Raw genomic sequence first — 23,273 nt, 5'->3', positions numbered from 1 at the left:
CTTGACAACAGAATAACACAATAAACTTCTAGACGTCCAGACGCCTATGCAGGTTTTCTGCATAAATGGTATAAATTTTTGCTTAACGAAAAGGCAAGCAGTATGAAAATTTCAAGTTTAGGATTTCCTCGCATAGGACGTCAGCGTGAATTGAAGTTTGCTTTAGAGCGCTATTGGCGCAGTGAAGCCACATTAACGGAGTTGAAAAACGTTGCCTGTGAATTAAAACGCACCCATTGGCAGTGGCAAGCAGATGCAGGTGTTGAATTACTGCCTGTAGGGGATTTTGCTTATTATGACCAAGTGTTAACCCTGAGTGCGACCTTAAATGTGATCCCCGCTCGTCATCGGGTCACTCAAGCTGATGGCAGCCAAGCCCCTGTCGATATTGACACCTTATTTCGCGTGGCTCGTGGCCGTTCGCAAACCGGCCAACATGCGTGTGCGGCAGAAATGACCAAGTTTTTTAATACTAACTACCATTATCAAGTGCCAGAATTGAGCGCTGATCAAGCGTTCGAAATAGCCTACGACCAACTGTTTGATGATGTTACAGAAGCGCAGCAATTAGGTCATCAAGCAAAACCTGTGCTGCTCGGTCCAGTGACGTATTTATACTTATCTAAAAGCCTCACTGAGTTTAATAAGTTGGTGTTATTACCGCCGTTACTGGTTGCTTATCAGCAAATTTTGTCTCGTTTTGCAGCCCAAGGTGTGAGTTGGGTGCAATTTGATGAACCGGTATTAGCGGCAGACTTAACCGATGAGTGGCAGCAAGCTATTCGTCAAAGTTATCAAACGTTAGCGCAACAAAAGCCAGCATCTTTAAATATTTTACTCGCCAGTTATTACGGTTCTATTGCCCATCATCAAGCATTGGTGAGTGCATTACCGGTTGAGGGGCTACATCTTGATTTAGTCAGCGCGCCAGAACAGCTTGATGTGTTTGTTAATGCGCTTTCTAGTCAACAGGTACTTTCTATTGGGGTGGTTAATGGTCGCAATGTGTGGGCTGCTGATGTTGATTTGATTGCTGATAAAGTGACCGAATTAGCGACCAGGTTAGGCGATCGTTTGTGGATTGCACCTTCATGTTCATTGTTGCATTGTCCTGTGGATGTCGAGGTTGAAAGCCAATTAATTACGCCATTACTTGGCCAATTAGCTTTTGCGAAACAAAAATTATTTGAACTTAACGAAATTTATCAATTAATCGTTGGGCAAGGTTCAGCAACTAGCCAAGCGATTATTGATCGTTGCCAGCAACGCCGCTTGGCAAAAGCTGCAGCAGCTAATCAACAGGTTGTTGAACGTGTGTCGCAGTTAACCGCTGATGATTTTGAACGTGACAGTCCATTTGCCCGCCGTATCATTGCCCAACAACAAAAGTTAGCGCTGCCATTATTACCCACAACCACCATAGGTTCATTTCCGCAAACGCCAGCCATTCGGGGGTTACGCAGTCGCTGGCGTAAAGGCGAAATCAATGACAATGATTACCGATCACAGCTTGAGCAAGTTACTCAAGACACCATTTCTCGTCAACTTAAATTGGGTCTCGACGTGCTAGTCCACGGCGAAGCTGAGCGTAATGACATGGTGGAGTATTTTGGTGAACAATTAGACGGTGTTGGGTTTACTCAATTTGGTTGGGTGCAAAGTTATGGTTCTCGTTGCGTTAAGCCACCGTTAATTTATGGCGATGTGTCTCGTCCAAAACCAATGACGGTCGACTGGGCTACCTATGCGCAAAGCTTAACCGACAAGCCCGTTAAAGGCATGCTAACGGGTCCGGTGACCATTTTACATTGGTCGTTCGCTCGTGAAGATATTCCTCGTAAAGATATTGCCAACCAACTTGCATTAGCAGTACGTGACGAAGTGGTCGATTTAGAAAGCGCAGGTATTGGCATTATTCAAATTGATGAGCCAGCATTTCGTGAAGGTTTACCGATTAAACAAAGCCAATGGGCAGATTATTTAACCTGGGCGGTGGATGCGTTTAAGTTATCGGCTGCAGGTGTTGAAGATGCAACTCAAATCCATACACACATGTGTTACAGCGAGTTTAATGACACCATTAATGCCATAGCGGCGATGGATGCAGATGTCATCACCATTGAGACGTCACGTTCGCGTATGGAGCTACTGAGTGCCTTTGAAGATTTTCATTATCCTAATGAAATTGGTCCCGGTGTGTATGACATTCATTCGCCGAATATTCCAACCGTTGATGAAATGGTCGACTTAATGACTAAAGCGTCGCAAAAGGTGCCGGTGAAACAGTTATGGGTTAATCCTGATTGTGGTTTAAAAACCCGTACCTGGGATGAGGTTGAGCCAGCGCTGCGGAATATGATTGCAGCGGCTAAAGTGCTTAGGCGTTTATCTTAATTGGCATGATATAAGCCTGATAGATATCCATCTGATTAATAGTCGCTTTACTGAAGTCGTCTGAGCGGTTTAATGCAGACTTCGTTGCAGTGCTCAGTTGTTGACCGCTGAGTGTAGTAACGGTGGTTTCATTGGTCCTTCATCGATAATGTGTGAGTTGGGCCATTATTGACTACAATAAAAGTAAGGATGTTCAGCTGACAATAGGAGTTATCATGAGCCACACTTATAAAGTGATTGAACTGGTCGGGTCATCACCAATCAGTTCAGATGAGGCGGTCAAAAATGCGATTGCAGAAGCCAATAAAAGTTTACTACATTTGCGCTGGTTTCAAGTTATCGAAACCCGTGGCCACTTAGAAGAAGGCTTAATTGCTCATTGGCAAGTAACCGTTAAAGTGGGTTTTACCTTAGACTCTAATGCTTAGGGGCTTTTTAGTTTATGCGTCTCTGGGTAAACCCTTTTGTATTGATCTGATCACTCGTTGAGTTTTACGTGAAAGCGCCGATTGTGGCGCTTTTTGTATTTGTTGTCCTAATGCCCATTCAATATGTTCAAGTACCATATCATCCACTTCTTCACTGTGTTTACGTTGCTCTAATGCAGTAATAATAGCTGGATTAGCAGGGGCGTTACCTAATGCAATCGCGATATTACGTAACCAACGTTTATGGCCCATTCGGCGCAGCGCACTGCCTTCTGTTTGGCTGAGAAAATAAGTTTCAGACCAAGCAAATAAGGTCAGTAAATCAGGTTGAATAAGGGCGCTGCGAGTGTGGAAATCTGTCTCTTGGGTCAGTGGTGCTTTAGCATTGACTGGGCACACTAGCTGACAGTCATCACAGCCATAAATACGATTGCCCATTAGTGGGCGAAACTCTTCTGGGATAGCGCCTTTTAATTCAATCGTTAAATAAGAGATACACCGCTTAGCATCGACAACATAGGGCGCTACAATGGCATCGGTCGGGCATGACTTTATGCAGGCGACACAAGTATTGCAGCCTTCTTCGATTGGTATGTCTAATGGTAACGGTAAGTTAATTAATAACTCGCCAAGGAAAAACCAGCTTCCCGCATCAGGATGTAACAGTAACGAGTGTTTTCCTGTCCAGCCTAGCCCCGCTTTGTCGGCTAATGGACGCTCTAAAATAGGCGCTGAATCGACAAAGGGTCTAAAATCAGTCGCGCCAAAGTCGAGTTGTTGGCAATACTGGTTAATTTTATCACCGAGTTTTTTAAGCCGTTGACGGATTAATTTATGATAGTCACGCCCACCGGCGTAGCGAGAAATATAGCCCAGATTGGGGTCGGTTAAATTACTGGCAAAACCCGCATCAGGGGGAAGATAGTCCATCCGAGCACAAATCACTCTAATGGTTCCGGGATGCAGTTCAGCGGGTCGCGCGCGCATCATTCCGTGCGCGGCCATATAAGCCATATCACCGTGATAACCCTTGTCTAACCAATCTTGTAATATTGTCTCATGTTGGCTTAAGTCAATATCTGCGACGCCAATATGGGCAAAGCCAAGCTCTTTACCCCATAGCTTTATTTGGCGATTGAGCACATCAAGCTGGGCCGCTGTCAACGGACATGGCTCGGGTGTTGGCTCATTGATTGAGTGGCTAGCAGAGCCAATATCTGGCACTAAAGCTGGGTTGGTTGCAGTCATAAACACTATTATTAAGTAAACACGGTAAAATTATACTCGTTTATGCTGCTTTAACACAATTTCGCCCAGCAGCTTTGGCACAATAGAGCGCTTTGTCGGCTTTGAGTAACAAGGGTGACAAGTCTTCCTCGTTACTATAGCTAGCCACACCGGCACTGACGGTTTGATGCAGTCCGGCTGATATTTGAGACCAATCATATTTTTCGATGGTGAGCACTAGGCGATTGGCAATTTCAATGGCTTTAGCTTTATCAATATTAGGCAATAAAATTAAAAATTCTTCACCGCCAACACGACCTACAATATCGGTTTCTCGCATCATGCTTGCGCTAATTGACGCCAGTTTTACCAGTACTTTATCGCCCATGTTATGGCCGAATTTGTCATTCACTGTTTTAAAATGGTCTGCATCAAAAGAAATAATCGAAAAAGGTCTTCCCGATTGTTTTGATGATGATAAGAAGTGATTACCTTGAGCATATGTGTCACGTCTATTGGCGAGTTTGGTGAGCTCATCGGTTAGTGCTAGGCGTCTAAAGAGTTGTTTCCTTATCACTTGCTTGTAGGCGAAGATTGACACAATCAATAAAATAATCGCAACTAAGATGATGATAACGATCTGCATCTGCTCATTGCGCTGCATAATATTTAATTGCGCTGCATAATATTTAATTGCGCTTCTTTATCTTTATCACGCTGAATAAGCCATTCATTTTCGGTTTGAATTTTGTTGGTATTAAATCGAGCTTGCATCTCTGCATTACGTTCTGAAAAGACTTGTTTATCGAGTGATAAATGAGATTCTACAAATAACGCCAGCGCCTCATAGGCTTGTTGCCACTGCTGGGAAGCTTGATATATTTTACTCTTTAGTTGTAATGCTTGATTGAGTCCACGGATGTTATTACTAAAGTTAAATGCCTTTTCAGCGTTATTAATCTTGATTATGGCTTGGTCGTAATCATTTTGCAGGTAATGCACCTCGGCCATAAATAAATTCATGTAGCTATAACTATTATCATTATCTGGTGTAATCAACTTTTGAGCCCGTTGGAGAATATCATCGGCTTCGTTGAGTCTATTTAAGTTGATGAAATTGCCAGCAATACTAATAGATGCATCGGCAGCAGCAATCGGGTGATTTTCTGTTAACCAAAAATCGTGAGTTTTTTGGTAGCGCGCAATGGCTTCCTCGTAACGTTCAAGTTTCTCCAATGATAGTGCTATTTGGTTATTGGTTAGATTGGCTTCATAACGTTGTTTATTTTGTAGGTAATTTTTTTCGAGCTTTATTTGATATTTTAACGCGGTTTGAGCATCGCCAAAGCGGCGATAGCTATTTGCTAGGTCACCTAAATTGACATTGGCCCAATAAGTTAAATTAAGCGACTCATATAAGTTTTGCGCAGTGATCAGATCCTCAAGTGCCGCAGAAAAATTGCCTAAATAGGACAGAATTGAACCTCTAATACTACGGCCATCGGCAATTAAACGCGGATCTTCAAGTAGATAAGCGCTGGTGATGGCCGCGTCAAGGTCGGCGAATAAGCTGTCATTTTTCCCTTGTGCGTGCAGATACCACGCCTTGCAATATTGCAGGTCAATGCCGATTAATGATGGGGTTGGCTGACTGTATATCTGCAGGTATTCATCAGCGTAGTTAACTGCCGCTTTTATTTTCTCGGTTGTGTTAGTCGGTAAACTCCAGCAATTAAGGCGAATATAGAGTTTTTGCCGAACAATATCGTCGGTGGACAGTATACTTTTATATTCGTCGAGTAACTTACGATTTTCTTTATCAGAAATAAAACCGCCGCTGTCAAATAGCTGGTAAATTTCATCGGCACGGGGATTATCTATCGGATTAGCATAAGCGATGCTGGTTAATCCAATGATAAAAACGAGCATAATGACACTAATAATGTGAGTTAACTTTAAGACTGACAAGGCTACAATTTCTCAATTTTATTATTATTATGAAGCTTCTGTTCTTGAATCGTACAGACTTCAGCGGGAAAAGTCTTGTGATGAAATTATAACCTTTTAGTTAGGTTAAATGATATTTTTGTCTTATCAATAATGTGACAACATGCTCTTTTCTGCTATTTTCTCTGGCGATATTATCCAATTTGCATTCAGTCATCTTCACGAGTATAAAGACGCCTCTCGGGATAAACTGAGATAGAAATACTGCAAAGAATTACGCAAATTATCGTATTAAGTATGCTGTCAGTATTATTACCTTGTGGTGCAGAAGGAAGCTTAGCAACGTCAGGTGATGTTAAATATGCAGCGACGTATGTTGTATACCCAAATGACCAGATTTCAAGGGTCTAGGAATAGGGCGCCTACAGCGACTAGGTTCTAGGGTGGGCTGCGTCCTGTTAGGGTCGCTGCGCTGCTAGTAAAGCTTCAGAAACGATAACAAGACGGATAGAGTTGTCTAGCACTTGGGCTCTTGGCTTGACATCTATTGATATCGCTCGTCACCGCTTGCTAACAAGATTATATAGGATCTAGCCCCGTAGCGTCCTAGGCTCTAGGCTTTTCGCTTGTAGCTTTTAGCTTGTATATTGCGCAGAAACATGTCGTTTCTCGGCTTGCCCTTTGGGAGTCTGAAACGAGCATTTTGAAGTGGCTTGGGTATTTTAGAGGCCGATTTTAATTGAGAGATAAACAATGACAGCAGTAGATCAACAGTATCAACAAGTGGTTAAGCAAGTGTCGTATAACGTTGCTAATAAAGTATTACCCATGGCCAAGTTACCTGAAACCTTACTTGAAGCTTACGAAGGCTTGTTTAAAGAGTTAATGGATGACAAAGCGAACGCATTTACCAATGGATGGAATGCCTTGCCAGCAAGTGCACAGAAATTGATGACTAAAGCCGAATTTCATGGTTTTTATATTGCCAATGCATGGATGCAATTAAGTCGAGCAGCGCAAGAGATTGCTGATAGTGCTGAGTCTGAAGAAGAGATGAATAATAACGAATATGATGGTGTATTTGGACGCTTAGCTGAGCAATCACTGAAAGAGTGTTTACGTAAGCTTAAAAAAGCGCGTACCGATCGTCCATTATTAAACAGCTTTAGACAAGTGATGTCTGCCTAAGTTCGTCGTGATGATAGAGACAAAAAATCCCAACTTAGGTTGGGATTTTTTATGGTTTAAAAGACGATTAACCTTTTAAATCAGTTATTTTTCTATCAAGGATCAGCGCTTTACAATACTAAAGTGCCCAATGAAACTTAACAGTTCTTAGAATGAAGTACGTTTGTAACGACGATATTCAGGTTCCCAAAAGTTAGCTTCAATTGATTGCTGCAGCAAATCATCGGTACAAGGTAAGGCTAAACCTTGATCAATTGCCGCTTTGGCAACGGCAAAAGCAATATACTTACTGACAGATTGAATCTCTTCTAGAGGTGGCAGCAGCGAACCTATGCCATTTTTACCTAATGGCGAACATTCTGCTAAGGCGCGGCTTGATGCCATTAACATTTCATCGGACACGCGTCTTGCACCACAAGATAAAACACCTAAGCCAATACCTGGGAAGATAAAGCTGTTATTACACTGTGCTATCTCAAAGGTTTCACCATTAATGACCACAGGTTCAAATGGGCTGCCTGTTGCCACTAATGCCTGGCCTGATGTCCAATGCATAATATCTTTTGGTGTTGCTTCAACGCGGCTGGTTGGATTCGATAATGGGAATACAATAGGGCGTTTACAATGGCTGTGCATTGCTCGAATGATTTCTTCAGTAAACAGGCCTGGTGAGCCAGAGACCCCAATCAATACTGTCGGTTTGGCATTATTAACCACATCAAGTAACGAAATATTGTCACTATAGTTGTCCCACGCTTCAATCGTGGCGCAATGTTGGGTCAGCTTTTGTTGGAAGGGTAATAAGTTAGGCATGTTGTCGAGTAACAAGCCCCAACGATCGACCATAAATACTTGTGAGCGCGCTTGTAGTTCACTAATGCCTTCTGACACCATTGTGGCCACAATGGCTTCGGCAATTCCGCAACCTGCACTACCTGCACCTAAGAAGGTAATACGTTGTTCGCTAAGTTTACTATTAGCGGCTTTACAAGCGGCCAGTAGTGAGCCGACAGTAACAGCAGCAGTGCCTTGAATATCATCGTTGAAACTACAGTATTGATCTTTATAACGCTCAAGTAGTGGCATAGCATTTTTTTGCGCAAAATCTTCAAACTGAATCAATGCATCAGGCCAGCGACGACTTACTGCTTGCATAAAGGCTTCAACAAATTCAGTATATTCTTCGCCGCCAATTCGTTGATGACGCCAGCCCATGTACATAGGGTCTTCAAGTAAATGTGGGTTATCGGTACCCACATCTAAGGTCACCGCAAGACAGTATGCTGGACTGATCCCACCACAGCTAGTGTATAGCGATAATTTACCGATCGGGATCCCCATGCCACCAATGCCTTGGTCACCTAAGCCGAGAATACGTTCTCCGTCAGTGACCACAATGACTTTGACTTTCTGACGGGTGGAATTATTCAAAATATCATCAATACGATCTTTATTTGGATATGAAATGAATAATCCGCGGTTACGACGATAATTTTTAGAAAAACGCTCGCAGGCTAAACCCACCGTAGGGGTGTAAATAATCGGCATCATTTCGCTGATGTGATTACGCACTAAACGGTAAAATAAGGTTTCGTTAGTATCTTGAATATTGCGCAGATAGATGTGCTTATTAAGATCATTGGTGACGCTTTTAAATTGTTCGTATGCACGTGAAGCTTGTTCATCAATGGTTTCAATAACCCAAGGAATGAGGCCTTCAAGGTTGAAAAATACGCGTTCTTCTTCACTAAATGCACTGCCTTTATTAAGCAGAGGTGATTCAAGGATCGCTGGGCCAGCAAAAGGAAGATAGAGGGGGCGTTTGTTATCGTCCATGGGGAAACCTTAATGTGTTAGATCGTTATTAGAATAGGGCTTTTTTTGTAATTGTAGATTATCACGTCTGTTCTTTTTTGTGGTCGGTTAAGTGAGTTAAATCACATTTTTATTAAGTACTTTTATTCATCGCTCACTATTGTGTTGTTTTAATGTAAACCCCAGAAACAAAAATGCGCAGCCTAAGCTACGCATTAATACGGTATTATATCAATATCAAGTTATATATTACTTACCGCGGTGTTTGATCGATAAACCTTTGACGAAGTTTCTTAATACTTGGTCGCCACAAGGCTTATAGTTTTTATGATTAGGGTTACGGAACAGCGCGCTTAACTCAGATTTAGTCATCGCAAAATCAGCTAAAGCTAATGTGGCAATAATATCTTCTTCACGCATTTCGAGCGCGACGCGTAATTTTTTGAACATAAGGTTATTAGTCAATTGCTTTAACGGTGTCGGCACTTCTGTTCCAGGCTTTAAGCCACGGTTATTAATGATCAAACCGTCTAAAAACTGGCACATTAATGTGTCATTACATGCTTGATAACCTTCTTCTTCCTCTTTTTTCAACAGCGCTATAATTTGCTCTGAAGACATTTCTACATTGGCTTGACTGAAAATATTAGTCATCTTGGCATTTGAATAATCAAACACAAAGCGAATACGGCGAAGAATATCATTGTTAATCATAAGGTTCTCTGGCGCGGCGGCGCATTAATGGTTTAGGTCAATTGACTAAATGCTATTATAACGGGTAATCATTCATTAGTCAGATTAATCCTGCTAGAACGGCAATCGATTTCTATCCCTGCTAGTGTCGCTTTGCTGCTAGGGCGACCTTCGGTCTGCTAGTATCGCTTCGCTGCTAGGCTGTTGATTTTATAGCCTCTAGCCGCGAAGCGTACTAGCAGCGCAGCGTTCTAGGCTTTTAGTGAGGTTATTTAGCGAGATACCAGTAAATAAACAGTCCGGCAAAACCAACTAAATACAATAAACCAATCCACGATAAACCCACCATCACGGGGCCATAACGATGTTTAGCATCTAGAGATTTGCTGGTCATTAAGCGGTAATTTAACCAGGCAAAAATGACGGTAGTCATGAACGCTAATATCATCACAAATTCTAATAAAGGTAATAATGGCCCTTTAAAAAATAAAATCAGTAATAACCCTAAGGCGCTGATGGCTAGCATCATTGCCGTTAGGTGCGAGCGTTGAGCAGGCTTATTGGTCAGCAATCGCCAGCCCATATCGAGTGTGCGGCTATAACCATCAATTACCGTCACTGTGGTGCTAAAAATACATAAAAACGCCACTATCCCAATCAAATAACGGCTTTCATTGCCCATCACTTGGCTGTAAAGAGTGATCAATTGTGAGGCAAATACGGCTCCAGAATCTGAGAATCGTTCACCGCTGCCGTGCATCACTAATGCGCCTAACGCTAAAAATACAATCGCCAGTAATGCCGTGGTGACATAGCCTAGATTAAAATCAAAAATAGCCTGCTTGGCGGTCACCGTTTGGGTTTTACGTTTTTCTATTAACCATAATGAGTTCCAAGTACTGACCTCAATTGGCGCGGGCATCCAGCCCATCATCGCCACTAAAAAGCCCACATAAGCCCATTGCCAAGGCGATTCGGCAACGTCTGATGCCCCGAATCCTGTATGCCGATTAAAGGCTAATGCTACGGCGACTAATGTGGTTAGAGTAAGTGCCAACATGATGATCTTGGTCATTTTATCAAGCAGTTTGTAGTGGCCGAAAATTAATAATGCCAATGAGCTGACCAGTACAATTAGCGCTAATACATCAATCGATAGCGGAATAAACTGGGTTAACATGGCCGCGGTTAACATGCATACCCCCGCCGTACTGGCAATGGCGGCAATAACGTTAAGCCCGGTAAACAGCATTAAATAGCCACGACCTTGCTTATGATAGCCGTGCAATAAACTCTCATCCGTTGCTGCGGTGTAGCGAGCGCCTGCGGCGAAGAAAGGATATTTAACGATATTAACTAATAAAATCAGCCACGCAAGCTGCCAACCAAACTCGGCTCCCGCTCGGGTTGAGGCGACTAAATGAGAGGCGCCAATCGCGGCAGCGGCCATTAAGATTCCCGGTCCTGTGGCTTTAAAGAGGGTGCTAACACGAGACATCCACGGTAGGGCTAATGCAGTTTTTTGATTTAGCATGATAAAAAAACGACCTAATTTGATTGTTTAACGGTTAATGACTGTTTTATCGATAATAAGCTTGTGTGCATTTTTTGTAGATAGTTGAGGAGCAATGCATCCGTATTAGGGGTGGTCGACATGTTGTTTTTTTAGCCCATTTAGGAATGATTTTCGTACCCGTATTTGTGCTCTAAATCCCGTTGCATCAATAACACCTGTTAGGTTAATTAGAGCTCTTATAGCGGATTCAATTGTGTTTGTTTACGCTGAGTTTATCTAGGCCAAAGATGTGCATCATGTGCGCTTGAATAAATGCCCTATCAGTATGTTCAGAATTAGTGAGTAAGTTTGCACGCACAATGCGTTTCTGCTCGATTAATTGAGCACTCATATTTGTGATGTAACGTTTTGTCACTAAAATTCTTAATGGAAACCATGATAGTAACAATGTAATAGCCATAACGTTGAAGCAGAATGTTACGTAGGTAGACCATAACCAGTACCGAGCTAGGTTGGTATTAAAGTGGCCACTCACGAGTGTTTTATCCCTCATCTGATCTCCATATCAAAAGCATTTAAATTCACTTTTTATTCATGATTTACTCTCGACTAAGTGATTAGTTACATTTACGTTACTATCTTGTGTTGACTTTGTTAAGTTTTAACCTAACTTGAACAGGTACATTAGAATCCAAAAAAGTAGTAGGCGGTAATGTTGTTACCGCAGTTTGCAGTAATCATGGATTTAAAACAATAAATTAACGTTAAGGATGATCATGAAAAAAACTAACCTTTTACGCAGCGCTTGCGCTATCGCTGTATCACTATCTCTTGCACCTATCGCCTTTGTTACACAAGCTGCTGATGCAGGTGCCGATGCAAAGGTTGAACGAATTGAAGTGACCGGTTCTCGTATCAAACGCACCGATATTGAAGGACCTTCACCAGTACAATCTTTGAATAAAGACGATATTGCTAACATGGGTTTTGACAACCTACAACAATTGCTAGAGCGGATGCCTGCAAACGGTTCTGGTGCATTCTCAACGCGTGGAAATAGCCAAGACTCTACTGCCAACGGTGGAGCATCAATCAGTTTACGTGGCTTAGGCCCTGATGCGACTCTGGTACTTATTAATGGTCGCCGTGTTGGATCGAGTGCGTTTGCTGAAGGGATTTCAAATTCGTTTGTTGATATTAATAATATTCCTGTTTCGGCTATTGAGCGTATCGATATTCTTAAAGACGGTGCATCAGCTATTTATGGTTCTGATGCTATTGCCGGTGTGGTCAATATTGTCTTAAGAAAAGACATTGAAGGTATCGAACTTAACCTAGGTTATGGTGATGACAGTGGTACCGGTTATGACGAAACGACAGCCAGCTTAGTATGGGGCGTAAAAGCCGAAAAAGGCAGTGCGTCAATTATCCTTGATTACTTTACCAATGGCACCTTGTCTGCAGACGAAATGGGTCGTTTTGGCACCGCTAATCAATCAGTTTATGGCGGTGAAGATTATCGTTCATCACGTGGCTTCCCGGGTTATTTCTATGTCAATGGTGTTAAAACGATTGACCCAGATTGCCCCGCTGAGAATGCGACAGCAAGTGGCAGCTGTTTGTTTGATTACGGTCCATACAACTTAACGATCCCAACGTCTGAGCGTGTCGGTGCTATTGGCCAGTTTGATTATATGTTAGGTGAAGATTTAACCGCATTTTTAGAGTTGTCAGTACAACACAACACGTCTGAGGCTGGCGGTGCACCAACGCCATTAGATGAAGATGCAGGTTTAACCGTGCCTGGTACTCATCCTAACAATCCTTTTGGACAAGACATCGATATCGGCCGCTACCGTACGGTTGATGCTGGCCCTCGTCGTTGGGATATCGAATCAGATACCATGCGTATTGTTGCCGGCCTTCGTGGCGTCATAAACGATTGGGACTGGGAAGTATCAGCGCAACGTGGTCGCAGTGAGTCAACCCAAACCGGTGACCGTTCACAGGGTTGGGTAAGAACCGATTATTTACAAGCTGAAATAGATGCCGGTAACTACAACCCATTTGGCGCTACTATCAACTCGCCAGAGGTGATTGATCGCATCACCACTAGCCTAGTAAGACAAGGTAAGTCGAGCATCACCGCTTATGATGCCAGTATTACAGGCCAAGCATTTACGATTGCTGATCGCGATATTATGATGGCTGCCGGTGCAGAATACCGCGAAGAAAGTGTCAGTGACGTGCCAGATGAGCAGTTTCAACGAGGTCTGATTTTTGGTACTGAAGCGATATCTGCGTTTGGTTCACGAGACCAACATGCTGCCTATGTAGAATTCTCTATCCCTGTTGCAGATAACTTTGAGTTGCAGTTAGCAGGTCGTTACGATAACTACAGTGATTTTGGTTCAACCACGAATCCTAAAATCGCTTTCCAATGGGGCATTAGTGACGAGGTCACTGCTCGAGGTTCATGGTCTACTGGTTTCCGTGCCCCATCGTTAGCACAAATCGGCTTAGGCCCTTCTGAGAAGAGTGACTTTTTAATTGATAGCTATCGTTGTGAAGCTGATAACGTAGATTGTGAGTTATTGGATTACAACTTTATATTCGCTGGAAACCCTAACCTTAAAGCTGAAGAGTCTGAAACGTGGAATGTGGGCATGATTTGGGCCCCAGATCAGCAGTTTGATATTGGTGTTGATATATACAATATTCTCCAAGATAACAAGATTGACTCACTGCAAAACCAGGTTCTTTATGATGAAAATTGTAATGATCAAAACAGTACGGTCTGTTTGCGAAATGCACCGCAAGCAGGTCAGACATTTGGTCCGCTTGATGTGATTAAATCTGGATTCGTCAATATTGGTTCGCAAGAAGTACAAGGTGTGGATTTATCGACTCATTATGGCCTTGAATTAGACGGCTACGGTACGGTTAAGTTTGGTGTAGAGTACAGCTACTTAATCAGCTTTGAAAAAGAAATTGATGGCGATATTGTTGATTACACTGGTGAGTATGAGTATCCACAGCACCGTTGGTTAGCAACAACTAACTGGAACATGGATGACTTTGCTGCCAACGTTAACTTAAGTTATATCGGCGAATTTGAAGACTTCAATAAAACCCGTACCGTTGATGCCCAGTTGTTAGTGGATATGTCTGGTTCATATCGTTTTAATGACACGGTCAAGTTATCTGTAGGGGTTAATAACGTGTTTGATGAAGATCCATCATTTGCCATTGGTGACGGTGATGCCGACCTTTATGGTTATGCAATGGGCGTTCATAACCCATTAGGCCGTTATATTTATACTAAAGTTACAATGAACTTCTAATCACAACGTCATAAGATAAATTACAGCCACATTCACTCATGGTGCAATGTGGCTTTTTTTATCCTCATTAACCTCACTATATAATATGGAACCTAAATGATTACGTTATACGGAACCCAAAAAAGTCGTGCGCTACGGGTATCTTGGCTTTTAGAAGAGTTAGGTATTGCATGGCAGTTTCATGCTATCGATTTTGCTAATGGTGAACATAAAGGTGACGCATTTTTAGCCCTTAACCCTAGTGGCAAAATGCCAGTACTCACAGAGGGTGATTTCGTGTTAAGCGAATCTGCGGCCATTATGCGTTATTTAGCGGAAAAGTACGGCCAAGGTAAATGGTTGCCAAAACCAGGTACTCAAGAGTCTGGTATTCATGAACGCTGGGTGAGTTTTGTGATTAGTGAGCTTGAACAACCGCTGTGGAGTATGGGTAAGCATCGTTTTGCGTTACCAAAAGAACTGCGCGTAGACGCGATGTTTGCTGTGGCCAAATGGGAGTTTGATCAAGCGGCTGCGGTTGCTGAAACTTGGATACCAGAGTCTGGGTTTGTATGTGGCAGCGAGCCTATGGTTGCCGATATTTTACTCGCACAAACCTTAGGTTGGGCTTTGGGATTCGAGCAACATCTGTCGCCAAAGTTGTCCGCCTATCGCGATCGACTAAAGCAACGTCCTGCTTTGGCCGCTGCGCTAGCCAAAACAGTAGCACTTGCCGATGTCGCTAAATAAGCGTTATCAAAAAGGAAGCCGAAGCTTCCTTTTAGTTATTGACCGTCAAAATGGAGGTTTTTATAACTGAGTCGCCGCCCATTTAGCTCGGCTTTCTCGGCTTTCGCTCATGCCGTTATCAGCACGATAAGCTTTATAGGCTTCGGCATCGAGTGCGACTAAGCTTACATCCACTTCAAGTACGAGTTTACATTCTTTTTTAATACGCCAAGCTGCTGCATTGTACAGTTCAGTTAATGGCAAAGAGCTTAAAAATTCAGGATTGTATTGGGTATAGAGAGCCTGAGTTGGATAGACCACAAACGCTAAACGACGTTTAGGCTCTTTTTTAAATAGCTCTTCAATGCCATCAGAGGTATTGAGCACTTGCATTTCGATAATATCATCGATGTCTAACAACTTTTTCTGAGCGGGAATAGGCGCTTCTTTCTCACCAGACTCCCATGACATCACATCTTCATTACTGGCCTTAGTGATGCTAGCAACTTGTTCTGTTGTTAGGCTTAAAGACTGACGCAAACATTGGATTTCAATCGCATTTAAACCGATATTTTTCGACATGATCGTTCTCATCATTAGTGTTTATTTATTTGTTTATTTAACCGTAACTTAAGGTTAACAGATAGGGTTAACAGATAGGGTTAACAGATTAGCTTATCGATTAAGCCACACATCTTCGGCCCAATGCCAAAATGATTCCCAGACTTTGTCGCTAAATCGGCCTTTTTTCCAAAACTTCACTTGGCCTTCTTCATCAATACAATAAAAGCTATCGCCGATTTGGCAGATGGCAATTTGTTCACGGGGCAATCCAATAGACCAAGCATAACAGGCGACTTCTGGTAGATACGTGTGCGAGTAAGGATCCGCAGCGGTAACGGGTTCAAGCGTGCCATAAATAACATCACTGCCATACAATAAGAATTCTTTTAGATCGTTGGGCAAACCAATTAAGATCTGTTCTTCAACCTCTACAAGTTGCTCAAAGGTGGGCAATTCGAGTGGCACGGGTACAGTTTCACTTAACTCTTGTAGCAGTTCGATAATGTCATTCATAGCATTGTCCAGCAGATCGTATCGTAATGGGCGCGAGTATAGCAGATGTGATTGTAGTGGATCTTATTTGGCAAAAAAAAAGCGCTCATATGAGCGCTAAAAGGGTGGAAACTTGTCATGATTAGAAAAGGCTTAGGCGGTGTGAGTTGTTCATCATAAGGATAGTTATCAGTGTTTATGCAACTTGTTGTTGTGAACTATATAAACTTTGACGTTTATAACTTAACCAGGCTTTATGATATTGCTTGTGCGAGTCTTGACGAAGCTTGGCTATCATGGCTTGTTCTATATCATTTAACCGTCTAGAGGTTGCTTTGGCTTGTGACTCTATCTGTTGAATATGCTCATAAATATGATGTTCTGGACCACTTTTAATGTCGGCAATATCATTTAAATGAAACTGTACTTCAACCACCATTTGGCTTGCGGGCAATTTTACTAATACATTTAAGTCACGATAGCCTGACATTTTGGGGCGAGAAAAGCGGTTTTTTAATTGCACTATTTCGGTGTGTTGACGCAGTTGATGGTAACTTGATAATAAGCTTTTAACGTCATTGGCCACCACACTGGCTCGCGCTATATCGGTCAGCTGACTGGCGTCGCCATTGAATTTTGCTTGCACTTTTTGAGCCGCACGCTGATAACTTTTAATGGCAGGAATAATGGTTGTAGTGTTACTTGACTGGCTAATAACGTGCAGTAGGTCAATGAGTTCTTGCTGCGCTAATGGTGCTCGTGTCATCAGAGCATGTAAGTTATCGGTATCTTGTACGACAATGTCAGCGTCGTGCTCATATAGCGCCAATAGCTGCTCAATATCATTAGTTGATTTTTGGCTGAAGTCTGAAGGCTGGGTTAACTTGTTATATTTAACCTCGTTAGGTTGAGCAATAGCACCACGGGTAGACAGTAAAATTAAGAAGATAAAAAAGGTACGAAATAACTTATTCATTGAATAGCTCCAGCGTAATGTCTGTAACTCAATGTACCGCTTTTTGGCTGAATAGGGGCTGAATGAACAAGGTTTAATAAAAAAGGGCATCAAATGATGCCCTTTTATGAGGAATTGTGACGTTAATCAGTTTTCACTGCGTCTGAATTACCAAATTTTTACACGTTTAGCAGGTTCAATATACATCTTGTCGCCTTCTTTCAGGTCATAAGTGCTGTAGAACTCAGGCATGTTCGATAGCGCACCAAGAGCACGGAAGTGGCCAGGTGAATGCGGATCAGTTGCAACGCGGTTACGCAGTGATTCTTCTTTCATCTTTACCCGCCAAATTTGGGTGAAGCCCATGAAGAAACGTTGATCGCCGGTTAAACCATCAATGACCGGTGCTTCTTTGCCATTAAGTGACATTTTGTAAGCTTTATAGGCGATAGTGACACCTGATAAATCGCCAATGTTTTCACCTAATGTTAGGCTACCATTGACGTTTAGGTCGTCAAATACTTGATAGCCATTATACTGAGCGATTAACGCATTACCTTTTGCCCCAAATGCTGTTAAGTCAGCTTCGGTCCACCAGTCACGCATGTTACCTTCACCGTCAAATTTCGCACCTTGATCATCAAAACCATGGCCCATTTCGTGGCCGATAACCGCACCAATACCACCATAGTTTACCGCGTCATCAGCTTCAAGATTGAAGAACGGAGGCTGTAAAATTGCCGCTGGAAAAACGATTTCGTTCATGGTTGGGTTGTAGTAAGCATTAACCGTTTGTGGGGTCATGTGCCACTCGTCTTTATCGATTGGTTGACCTAGCTTGGCGATGTCTTTGTTATGCTGAACCACTGCGGCACGCTTAGCATTACCGATTAAATCGTCTGCTTGAATGGTTAATTTAGTGTAATCAGCCCATTTATTTGGATAACCAATTTTAGGATTAAATTTAGCCAGTTTTTCTTTTGCTGCCACTTTAGTGCCTGCACTCATCCAATCTAATGAATCAATGCTTGAGCTATAAGCGCCGCTTAGGTTGCTAACTAACTTTTCCATACGGGTTTTGGCTTCTGGCGCAAAATGACGTTTCACATACACTTTACCGACAACTTCGCCTAACGTGTCGCTAACGGTGCTAACGCCACGCTTCCAACGCGGTTCTTGCTCTTCTTGACCGTTTAGAGTCTTAGAGAAAAACGCAAAGTTTTCGTTATCTAATGCTTCAGATAAATTGTTGGCATTGTGAGTCAATGTCATCCAAGTCATGTAGTTTTTCCAAGTCGCAAGGTCGTTGTTTTTAAGGACCTCGTTTAAGCCTTGGATATAGCTTGGTTGGTTGATAATGATATCAGTTTGCTTGTCGCCGCCTAACGCTGCTAAATAGCCATCCCAGTTAATTTCTGAGGCCAATTCTGGCAGATTGCTCACTTGGTATAGGTTGTAGGTTTTGGTGCTGTCGCGATTTTCAACGACGTCCCAATGCTTTTCTGCAATTTGGGTTTCTAGCGCTAAAATAGCTTCAGCATTGGCTTTTGCGTCTGGCAAGCCAGCTAAGCTGTACATTTTTTCCACATGTTCAACAAAAGCTTTACGGATATTAACGAAACGCTCTGAGTCGTTAAAGTAATAATCTTTCTCAGGCAGGCTTAAGCCATACTGATAAATGTGTGTGGCATAACGGCTTGAATCTTTAGCATCGATGTCAACATAAAAGGCTAAAGGTGTACCACCACCATTAGCTTGGTTTTCACCAAAAAAAGCGGTTAATTCTTGTTTGTCTTTCAGGGCGGCGATGTGATCTAATTCAGCTTGAATTGGTGCAATACCCAATTTATTTAGGGTGTCAACGTCCATAAATGAGCGATATAAATCAGCTACTTTTTGCTCGTCAGTACCATCGGCTAAGTTAGGTGTTGCACTCAAGTCTTCGATAATTGCTTTAACGTCATCACGGGCGTTTTCGCGTAAGTCGTAAAAAGCGCCGATGCTGGTACGGTCACTTGGAATGTCAGATTTGTTCAACCACGCGCCGTTAACATACATGTAGAAATCGTCTTGAGGGCGAACAGACTTGTCGATGTTGTCAAAGTTGATGCCTGAAGTGAGGGCTTGTGCTACCGCAGTGGCAGTGGCTGTTTTAGCCACGTCTGCTGCAGGTGCAACTATTGCCTTTTCATTATTACAAGCGCTTAAGCCTGCAATTAACGAGGCACATAGACCTCCAATAACCAGTTTTCTCATGTTGTTTCCTTTGCTTTATTTAAAGAACCCTTCAATGGGGTATTGCAGACTGTGTTGCATAATTGAGTAATAACTCCTTTATCCAAAGGGAAAAGCTATTACTTTTATTGTGAATTGTATGTTAAGGCCTTAACCGTCTATAAAACAAGCCAAACAGAGTGATTTTTACAGGGTTTTTTGTGAGTATGTGTAACTGAAAATTACCGTGGAGGTGAAAAATATCGGCGATTGATTTCTATTTAAGTGCGTAAGCAGCATAATAGTGTCAATATTTTTTGATTGAGTAATCATTGTGCGTTTAGACAAATTTATCTGTGAAAGTACCGAACTGACTCGGTCGCTCGCCAAGAGAGCCCTGCATCGTGGTGACGTTACCTGCGATGGTGTGGTGGTGAAAAATTCTGGTTTTAAGGTACTTCCGCAAATGGCGGTGCATTTAGACGGTACCTTAATTAGCGTGATTGGCGAGCGTTACATCATGTTAAACAAACCAATAGACACCATTTGTTCAACCATTGATGAACAATATCCATCGGTATTGAGTTTGATTGATATTGAAAAAATGGACACGTTACACATTGCAGGTCGATTAGATGTTGATACTACCGGGTTAGTATTAATAACCAGCGATGGTCAATGGTCTCATAAAATCACTTCACCGAAGAAAGATTGTGGCAAACGCTATTTAGTGGAATTAGCCGATCCCATTGATGACAGTTTGATAAAAATATTTGCCGATGGTGTTGAGTTGCGCAATGAAGATGGACTCACTAAGCCTGCCTTGCTCGATATTATTGATCCCACCCATGTGAGATTGACGATTAGCGAAGGTAAGTACCATCAAGTTAAACGCATGTTTGCCGCCGTCGGTAATAACGTGGTTAATTTACACCGTGAAGCTGTGGGTAGTATCGATTTAAACGCTGACTTAGCGGCAGGTGAATGGCGTCATTTAACCGCAGCCGAAGTAAAATCCGTGTAGCGGTATTTTTTGAATCTATTAGTTTATATCTATAAAAATGCCGGTTGTCTTTATTGCGCCAGTTTGCTGCATTAATGCCGTATTTGCGGTTGTTGCCACAATCACACGGCCATCAGAGTCAGGGTTGCAATACTTGCCGCTATAAGCCAAAGCCCAAGAGATAATTTTTGTTGTTGAGGTTTAGCGCTTAATTGCGATGCAATACCTGGCTATCAATCTGTTACAGGCTTCATCTGTGATGACATCGATTTGACTAAGCTTTCAAGGTCTTGCTGTGAATGACTTATTCAAGCATCTCTTGTAATAATTGTTTAGCATTATGGTACTGCGCTTTACTCGTGCCTTCGGCAATATTGAGCAATGCGGCGACTTCATTATGCTGATAGCCTTCGATGGCACACAGAACAAAGACAATGCGAGTGCGTTGGGGCAACTTAGCTATGTACTTATCGAGCTGATGATAGTCATCAAAATCCACCGTAGGTGCGTCCAGTGGGTCAAGTTGTTCCATGGGTAAAAATCGTTGCCACCATGATTGTTGCACTTTTAATTCGTTAATGGCTTGGCGGACACATAAGCGATGTAACCAGGTGGTGAATCGACTGTCGCCTCTAAAGTGATCCAGTTTGAACCATAAACGAATAAAACACGCTTGCGTCATATCATCTGCCAATCTAGCTTGTCCGCTTAATCGAAAACAGATGGCATACACTCGCTGGTGATGGCGCCGAAACAGTTGTGCGAAGGCCTGTTCGCAACCGGTTTTTGCCATGGCGACTAACTGATTATCGTCAAGGGCTGCGGCGGCTAGCTGGGTTAACGGCCCTGTGATTAGCGGCTTAATGGGGAGCATCCTTATTGTCACAACACATACAATATAATTGACTAATATTTGACATTCTCAAGTAGGCAAAAGGTGTATATTGGCTTTTAAATAAGTTTATGCCAGTCGCGTTGATGTTAAACAATGAGTTAAACAATGAGGTTGTTTTTGATTAGTCTGTAGGGTTTGAACGCGTGAACCAATAACATAAAACGGCCTAGCATTGAAGTTAGGCCGTTTTATGTTTTGACTATTGTGCTATACCAAGCTGATTAAATATCTGATCAGTTCGGGGTCGCTAAGGGGTTTGATTTAAGGCGCATTGATGCCGAAATGATTATCCCATTTAAATCAATGCAACGCGGAAGTGGAACGACTGAGTGACTCTATTCTGGCGGGTTTCAAAGTACGTTATGCTTCGTTAGATGCTTTCGAAATGGAATCACTATTCGCTTCAATCATCTGCCTTGCTTACAGCACTTTGAACTCCCGCTGAACGATCACATATTCAATAGGATTGGTATTGCTTAAGTGGCAACACAAAAAGTCACCACTGTCGGTTATGACAAGGTTACTGTGTTAACGCCATCAGGGGTGCCAACTAGCAATACATCGGCGCCGCGGTTAGCAAATAAGCCGTTGGTTACCACGCCTACAATCGCGTTAATTTTAGTTTCCATCACTTTAGGGTCTAAAATTTTCATGTTGTACACATCTAAAATCACATTGCCGTTATCGGTCACCACGCCTTGACGGTAAACCGGATCGCCACCTAATTTGACTAATTCTCGTGCCACATAAGATCGTGCCATTGGGATCACTTCAACCGGCAATGGAAACTCACCTAAAATAGGTACTTGCTTGGTATTATCCACAATACAAATAAACCGTTTTGCTACCGCTGCGACAATCTTCTCGCGCGTTAATGCGGCTCCACCACCTTTAATCATGTCCATGCGGTCGTTAATTTCATCCGCGCCATCAACATAGACATCAATCAAATCAACACTGTTTAAGTCAAACACTTCAATGCCAAGTCCGATGAGTTTTTTAGTCGATGCTTCAGAGCTTGATACTGCACCTTCAATATCATCTTTCATTGTTGCCAATGCATCAATGAAGTGATTAACCGTTGAACCAGTTCCGACGCCTACGATGGTGTCTTTTTTGACATACTGTAGTGCAGCCCAACCTGCTGCTTTTTTCATTTCATCTTGTGTCATAGTCATATTCTCCATTTTAACAATTGGGTCTATTATAGCGTAAATCACTGAAGAACCGTTTGTTATGTATCATAAAATTTAGCATTTTTAAACGCTGAAAGTACTCGTATATTGATGACACTCATAAACTTTTTTTCTAACCTCACGTCCATCACATACGCTTTAACGGTAATGGTGTGTAAAAAACTGCCCAAAGCCGTGCTCGTTACCCAAATTGACGACAATAGGTTTATTTAAAAAGGTATAAGGTGAGCATTGAGTGGCTTCCCTGGCCAAAGCAATGGTTTTTTGGTGATCTGCATTTATCGGAATCGTAAAACTCACGACAACCATTTCATCTAAAGCACCGCTATTAGCGTTACATATTGCGGTTTTTAATGCCTCGGCATTGGGCACCATCACGGAATTATTATCGCGGAATTATCGTCAAAGGTGCGCAGCCACGTCACGCTCCATTCCAGTTTAATGACTTCACCATAATAGCCAGATAATGTCACTTAAGTCATAGGGTCTCGACAAGCTTTAAGCGGATATTGGTTTGCTATGGTCTTGAGCGAAATCCGAGCGAAGCGATGTCGCGGGGTCGTTCACGTACCGCGAAACGATGACAAATGCTTAACTAGTATATTGTTGATATACCTCATCTGGCGAGTACAGTATTGCTCGATAGTGTGTATCTTGGCTTGTGTGAACATAACTCAGTACTCGCTATTATTTA

The 23,273-nt window shown here is 42.4% G+C and carries 19 protein-coding genes; 6 read left to right on the top strand and 13 right to left on the bottom strand.

All coding sequences use genetic code 11. The annotated features are described in order from the left end of the window. Window positions 1-102 precede the first annotated feature (102 nt). Both metE and AAEZ02_RS02775 read left to right on the top strand, forming a co-directional pair. Window positions 103-2,394, top strand: a complete 2,292-nt coding sequence (gene metE / locus AAEZ02_RS02780) for a 5-methyltetrahydropteroyltriglutamate--homocysteine S-methyltransferase (protein WP_351075728.1) — start codon at window positions 103-105, stop codon at window positions 2,392-2,394. 215 nt (window positions 2,395-2,609) lie between these two features. Next, the gene (locus AAEZ02_RS02775; RefSeq protein WP_101032658.1) at window positions 2,610-2,822 is read left to right on the top strand and encodes a dodecin; all 213 of its coding nucleotides are present in this window, start codon (window positions 2,610-2,612) and stop codon (window positions 2,820-2,822) included. Window positions 2,823-2,834: 12 nt separating this feature from the next. Here the strand turns inward: AAEZ02_RS02775 and queG are convergent, their stop codons facing one another. From queG to AAEZ02_RS02760, 3 genes are read right to left on the bottom strand one after another with little or no spacing between them, the layout of a single operon-like run. Continuing rightward, window positions 2,835-4,076: a tRNA epoxyqueuosine(34) reductase QueG gene (queG, locus tag AAEZ02_RS02770; protein ID WP_502959325.1), complete on the bottom strand. Its 1,242-nt coding sequence runs from the start codon at window positions 4,074-4,076 to the stop codon at window positions 2,835-2,837. Between the two features lie 34 nt (window positions 4,077-4,110). Then, window positions 4,111-4,695: a GGDEF domain-containing protein gene (locus AAEZ02_RS02765; protein ID WP_351121818.1), complete on the bottom strand. Its 585-nt coding sequence runs from the start codon at window positions 4,693-4,695 to the stop codon at window positions 4,111-4,113. 23 nt (window positions 4,696-4,718) lie between these two features. After that, entirely contained in the window at window positions 4,719-5,978 is a 1,260-nt protein-coding gene (locus AAEZ02_RS02760; RefSeq protein ID WP_351121815.1) for a tetratricopeptide repeat protein, read from the bottom strand. Window positions 5,979-6,749: 771 nt separating this feature from the next. Between AAEZ02_RS02760 and AAEZ02_RS02755 the strand changes: the two genes are divergently transcribed. Then, complete coding sequence (locus tag AAEZ02_RS02755) at window positions 6,750-7,184, top strand: DUF3069 domain-containing protein (protein WP_124013598.1); 435 nt, start codon at window positions 6,750-6,752, stop codon at window positions 7,182-7,184. A 147-nt stretch (window positions 7,185-7,331) separates the two neighbouring features. Here AAEZ02_RS02755 and AAEZ02_RS02750 read toward each other — a convergent pair whose 3' ends face one another. The 4 genes from AAEZ02_RS02750 to AAEZ02_RS02735 form a co-directional block, all read right to left on the bottom strand. Then, on the bottom strand, window positions 7,332-9,020 hold the full coding sequence (locus AAEZ02_RS02750) for an NAD-dependent malic enzyme (protein WP_124013599.1): 1,689 nt from the start codon (window positions 9,018-9,020) through the stop codon (window positions 7,332-7,334). 228 nt (window positions 9,021-9,248) lie between these two features. Further along, window positions 9,249-9,713: a YehS family protein gene (locus tag AAEZ02_RS02745; protein ID WP_101032653.1), complete on the bottom strand. Its 465-nt coding sequence runs from the start codon at window positions 9,711-9,713 to the stop codon at window positions 9,249-9,251. A gap of 247 nt (window positions 9,714-9,960) precedes the next feature. After that, entirely contained in the window at window positions 9,961-11,226 is a 1,266-nt protein-coding gene (locus tag AAEZ02_RS02740; RefSeq protein WP_351121812.1) for an NRAMP family divalent metal transporter, read from the bottom strand. A gap of 229 nt (window positions 11,227-11,455) precedes the next feature. Then, window positions 11,456-11,623, bottom strand: coding sequence for a hypothetical protein (locus AAEZ02_RS02735; protein WP_164839396.1), 168 nt, complete (start codon window positions 11,621-11,623; stop codon window positions 11,456-11,458). Between the two features lie 361 nt (window positions 11,624-11,984). Here AAEZ02_RS02735 and AAEZ02_RS02730 point away from each other — a divergent pair, with 361 nt between their 5' ends. Together AAEZ02_RS02730 and AAEZ02_RS02725 are read left to right on the top strand one after the other, a co-directional pair. Continuing rightward, the gene (locus AAEZ02_RS02730; RefSeq protein ID WP_351121809.1) at window positions 11,985-14,552 is read left to right on the top strand and encodes a TonB-dependent receptor; all 2,568 of its coding nucleotides are present in this window, start codon (window positions 11,985-11,987) and stop codon (window positions 14,550-14,552) included. A 96-nt stretch (window positions 14,553-14,648) separates the two neighbouring features. Then, the gene (locus tag AAEZ02_RS02725) at window positions 14,649-15,281 is read left to right on the top strand and encodes a glutathione S-transferase family protein (protein ID WP_124013659.1); all 633 of its coding nucleotides are present in this window, start codon (window positions 14,649-14,651) and stop codon (window positions 15,279-15,281) included. A gap of 60 nt (window positions 15,282-15,341) precedes the next feature. Here the strand turns inward: AAEZ02_RS02725 and AAEZ02_RS02720 are convergent, their stop codons facing one another. The 4 genes from AAEZ02_RS02720 to AAEZ02_RS02705 all read right to left on the bottom strand — a co-directional run bounded on the left by AAEZ02_RS02720 (window position 15,342) and on the right by AAEZ02_RS02705 (window position 19,527). Next, window positions 15,342-15,842 (bottom strand): DUF4447 family protein, encoded by a 501-nt coding sequence (locus AAEZ02_RS02720; protein WP_351121805.1) that lies wholly within the window; start codon window positions 15,840-15,842, stop codon window positions 15,342-15,344. 93 nt (window positions 15,843-15,935) lie between these two features. Further along, complete coding sequence (locus AAEZ02_RS02715; protein ID WP_101032647.1) at window positions 15,936-16,337, bottom strand: SMI1/KNR4 family protein; 402 nt, start codon at window positions 16,335-16,337, stop codon at window positions 15,936-15,938. 175 nt (window positions 16,338-16,512) lie between these two features. Then, window positions 16,513-17,292, bottom strand: coding sequence for a RelA/SpoT-related domain-containing protein (locus AAEZ02_RS02710; RefSeq protein WP_351121802.1), 780 nt, complete (start codon window positions 17,290-17,292; stop codon window positions 16,513-16,515). Between the two features lie 147 nt (window positions 17,293-17,439). Then, window positions 17,440-19,527: a M13 family metallopeptidase gene (locus tag AAEZ02_RS02705; protein WP_351121799.1), complete on the bottom strand. Its 2,088-nt coding sequence runs from the start codon at window positions 19,525-19,527 to the stop codon at window positions 17,440-17,442. Between the two features lie 292 nt (window positions 19,528-19,819). Here AAEZ02_RS02705 and rsuA point away from each other — a divergent pair, with 292 nt between their 5' ends. Beyond that, window positions 19,820-20,509 (top strand): 16S rRNA pseudouridine(516) synthase RsuA, encoded by a 690-nt coding sequence (gene rsuA, locus AAEZ02_RS02700; RefSeq protein WP_351075697.1) that lies wholly within the window; start codon window positions 19,820-19,822, stop codon window positions 20,507-20,509. Between the two features lie 283 nt (window positions 20,510-20,792). On the opposite strand, the gene AAEZ02_RS02695 is transcribed toward rsuA, so the two are convergent. Both AAEZ02_RS02695 and rpiA read right to left on the bottom strand, forming a co-directional pair. Next, the gene (locus tag AAEZ02_RS02695) at window positions 20,793-21,362 is read right to left on the bottom strand and encodes an RNA polymerase sigma factor (protein WP_502959324.1); all 570 of its coding nucleotides are present in this window, start codon (window positions 21,360-21,362) and stop codon (window positions 20,793-20,795) included. Between the two features lie 530 nt (window positions 21,363-21,892). Further along, window positions 21,893-22,555 (bottom strand): ribose-5-phosphate isomerase RpiA, encoded by a 663-nt coding sequence (gene rpiA / locus AAEZ02_RS02690; protein WP_101032643.1) that lies wholly within the window; start codon window positions 22,553-22,555, stop codon window positions 21,893-21,895. Between the last annotated feature and the right edge of the window lie 718 nt (window positions 22,556-23,273).

Source organism: Shewanella sp. T24-MNA-CIBAN-0130 (genome assembly GCF_040310185.1).
Classification (GTDB): domain Bacteria; phylum Pseudomonadota; class Gammaproteobacteria; order Enterobacterales; family Shewanellaceae; genus Shewanella; species Shewanella psychromarinicola.
This window is presented reverse-complemented; position numbering and strand designations above follow the sequence as displayed.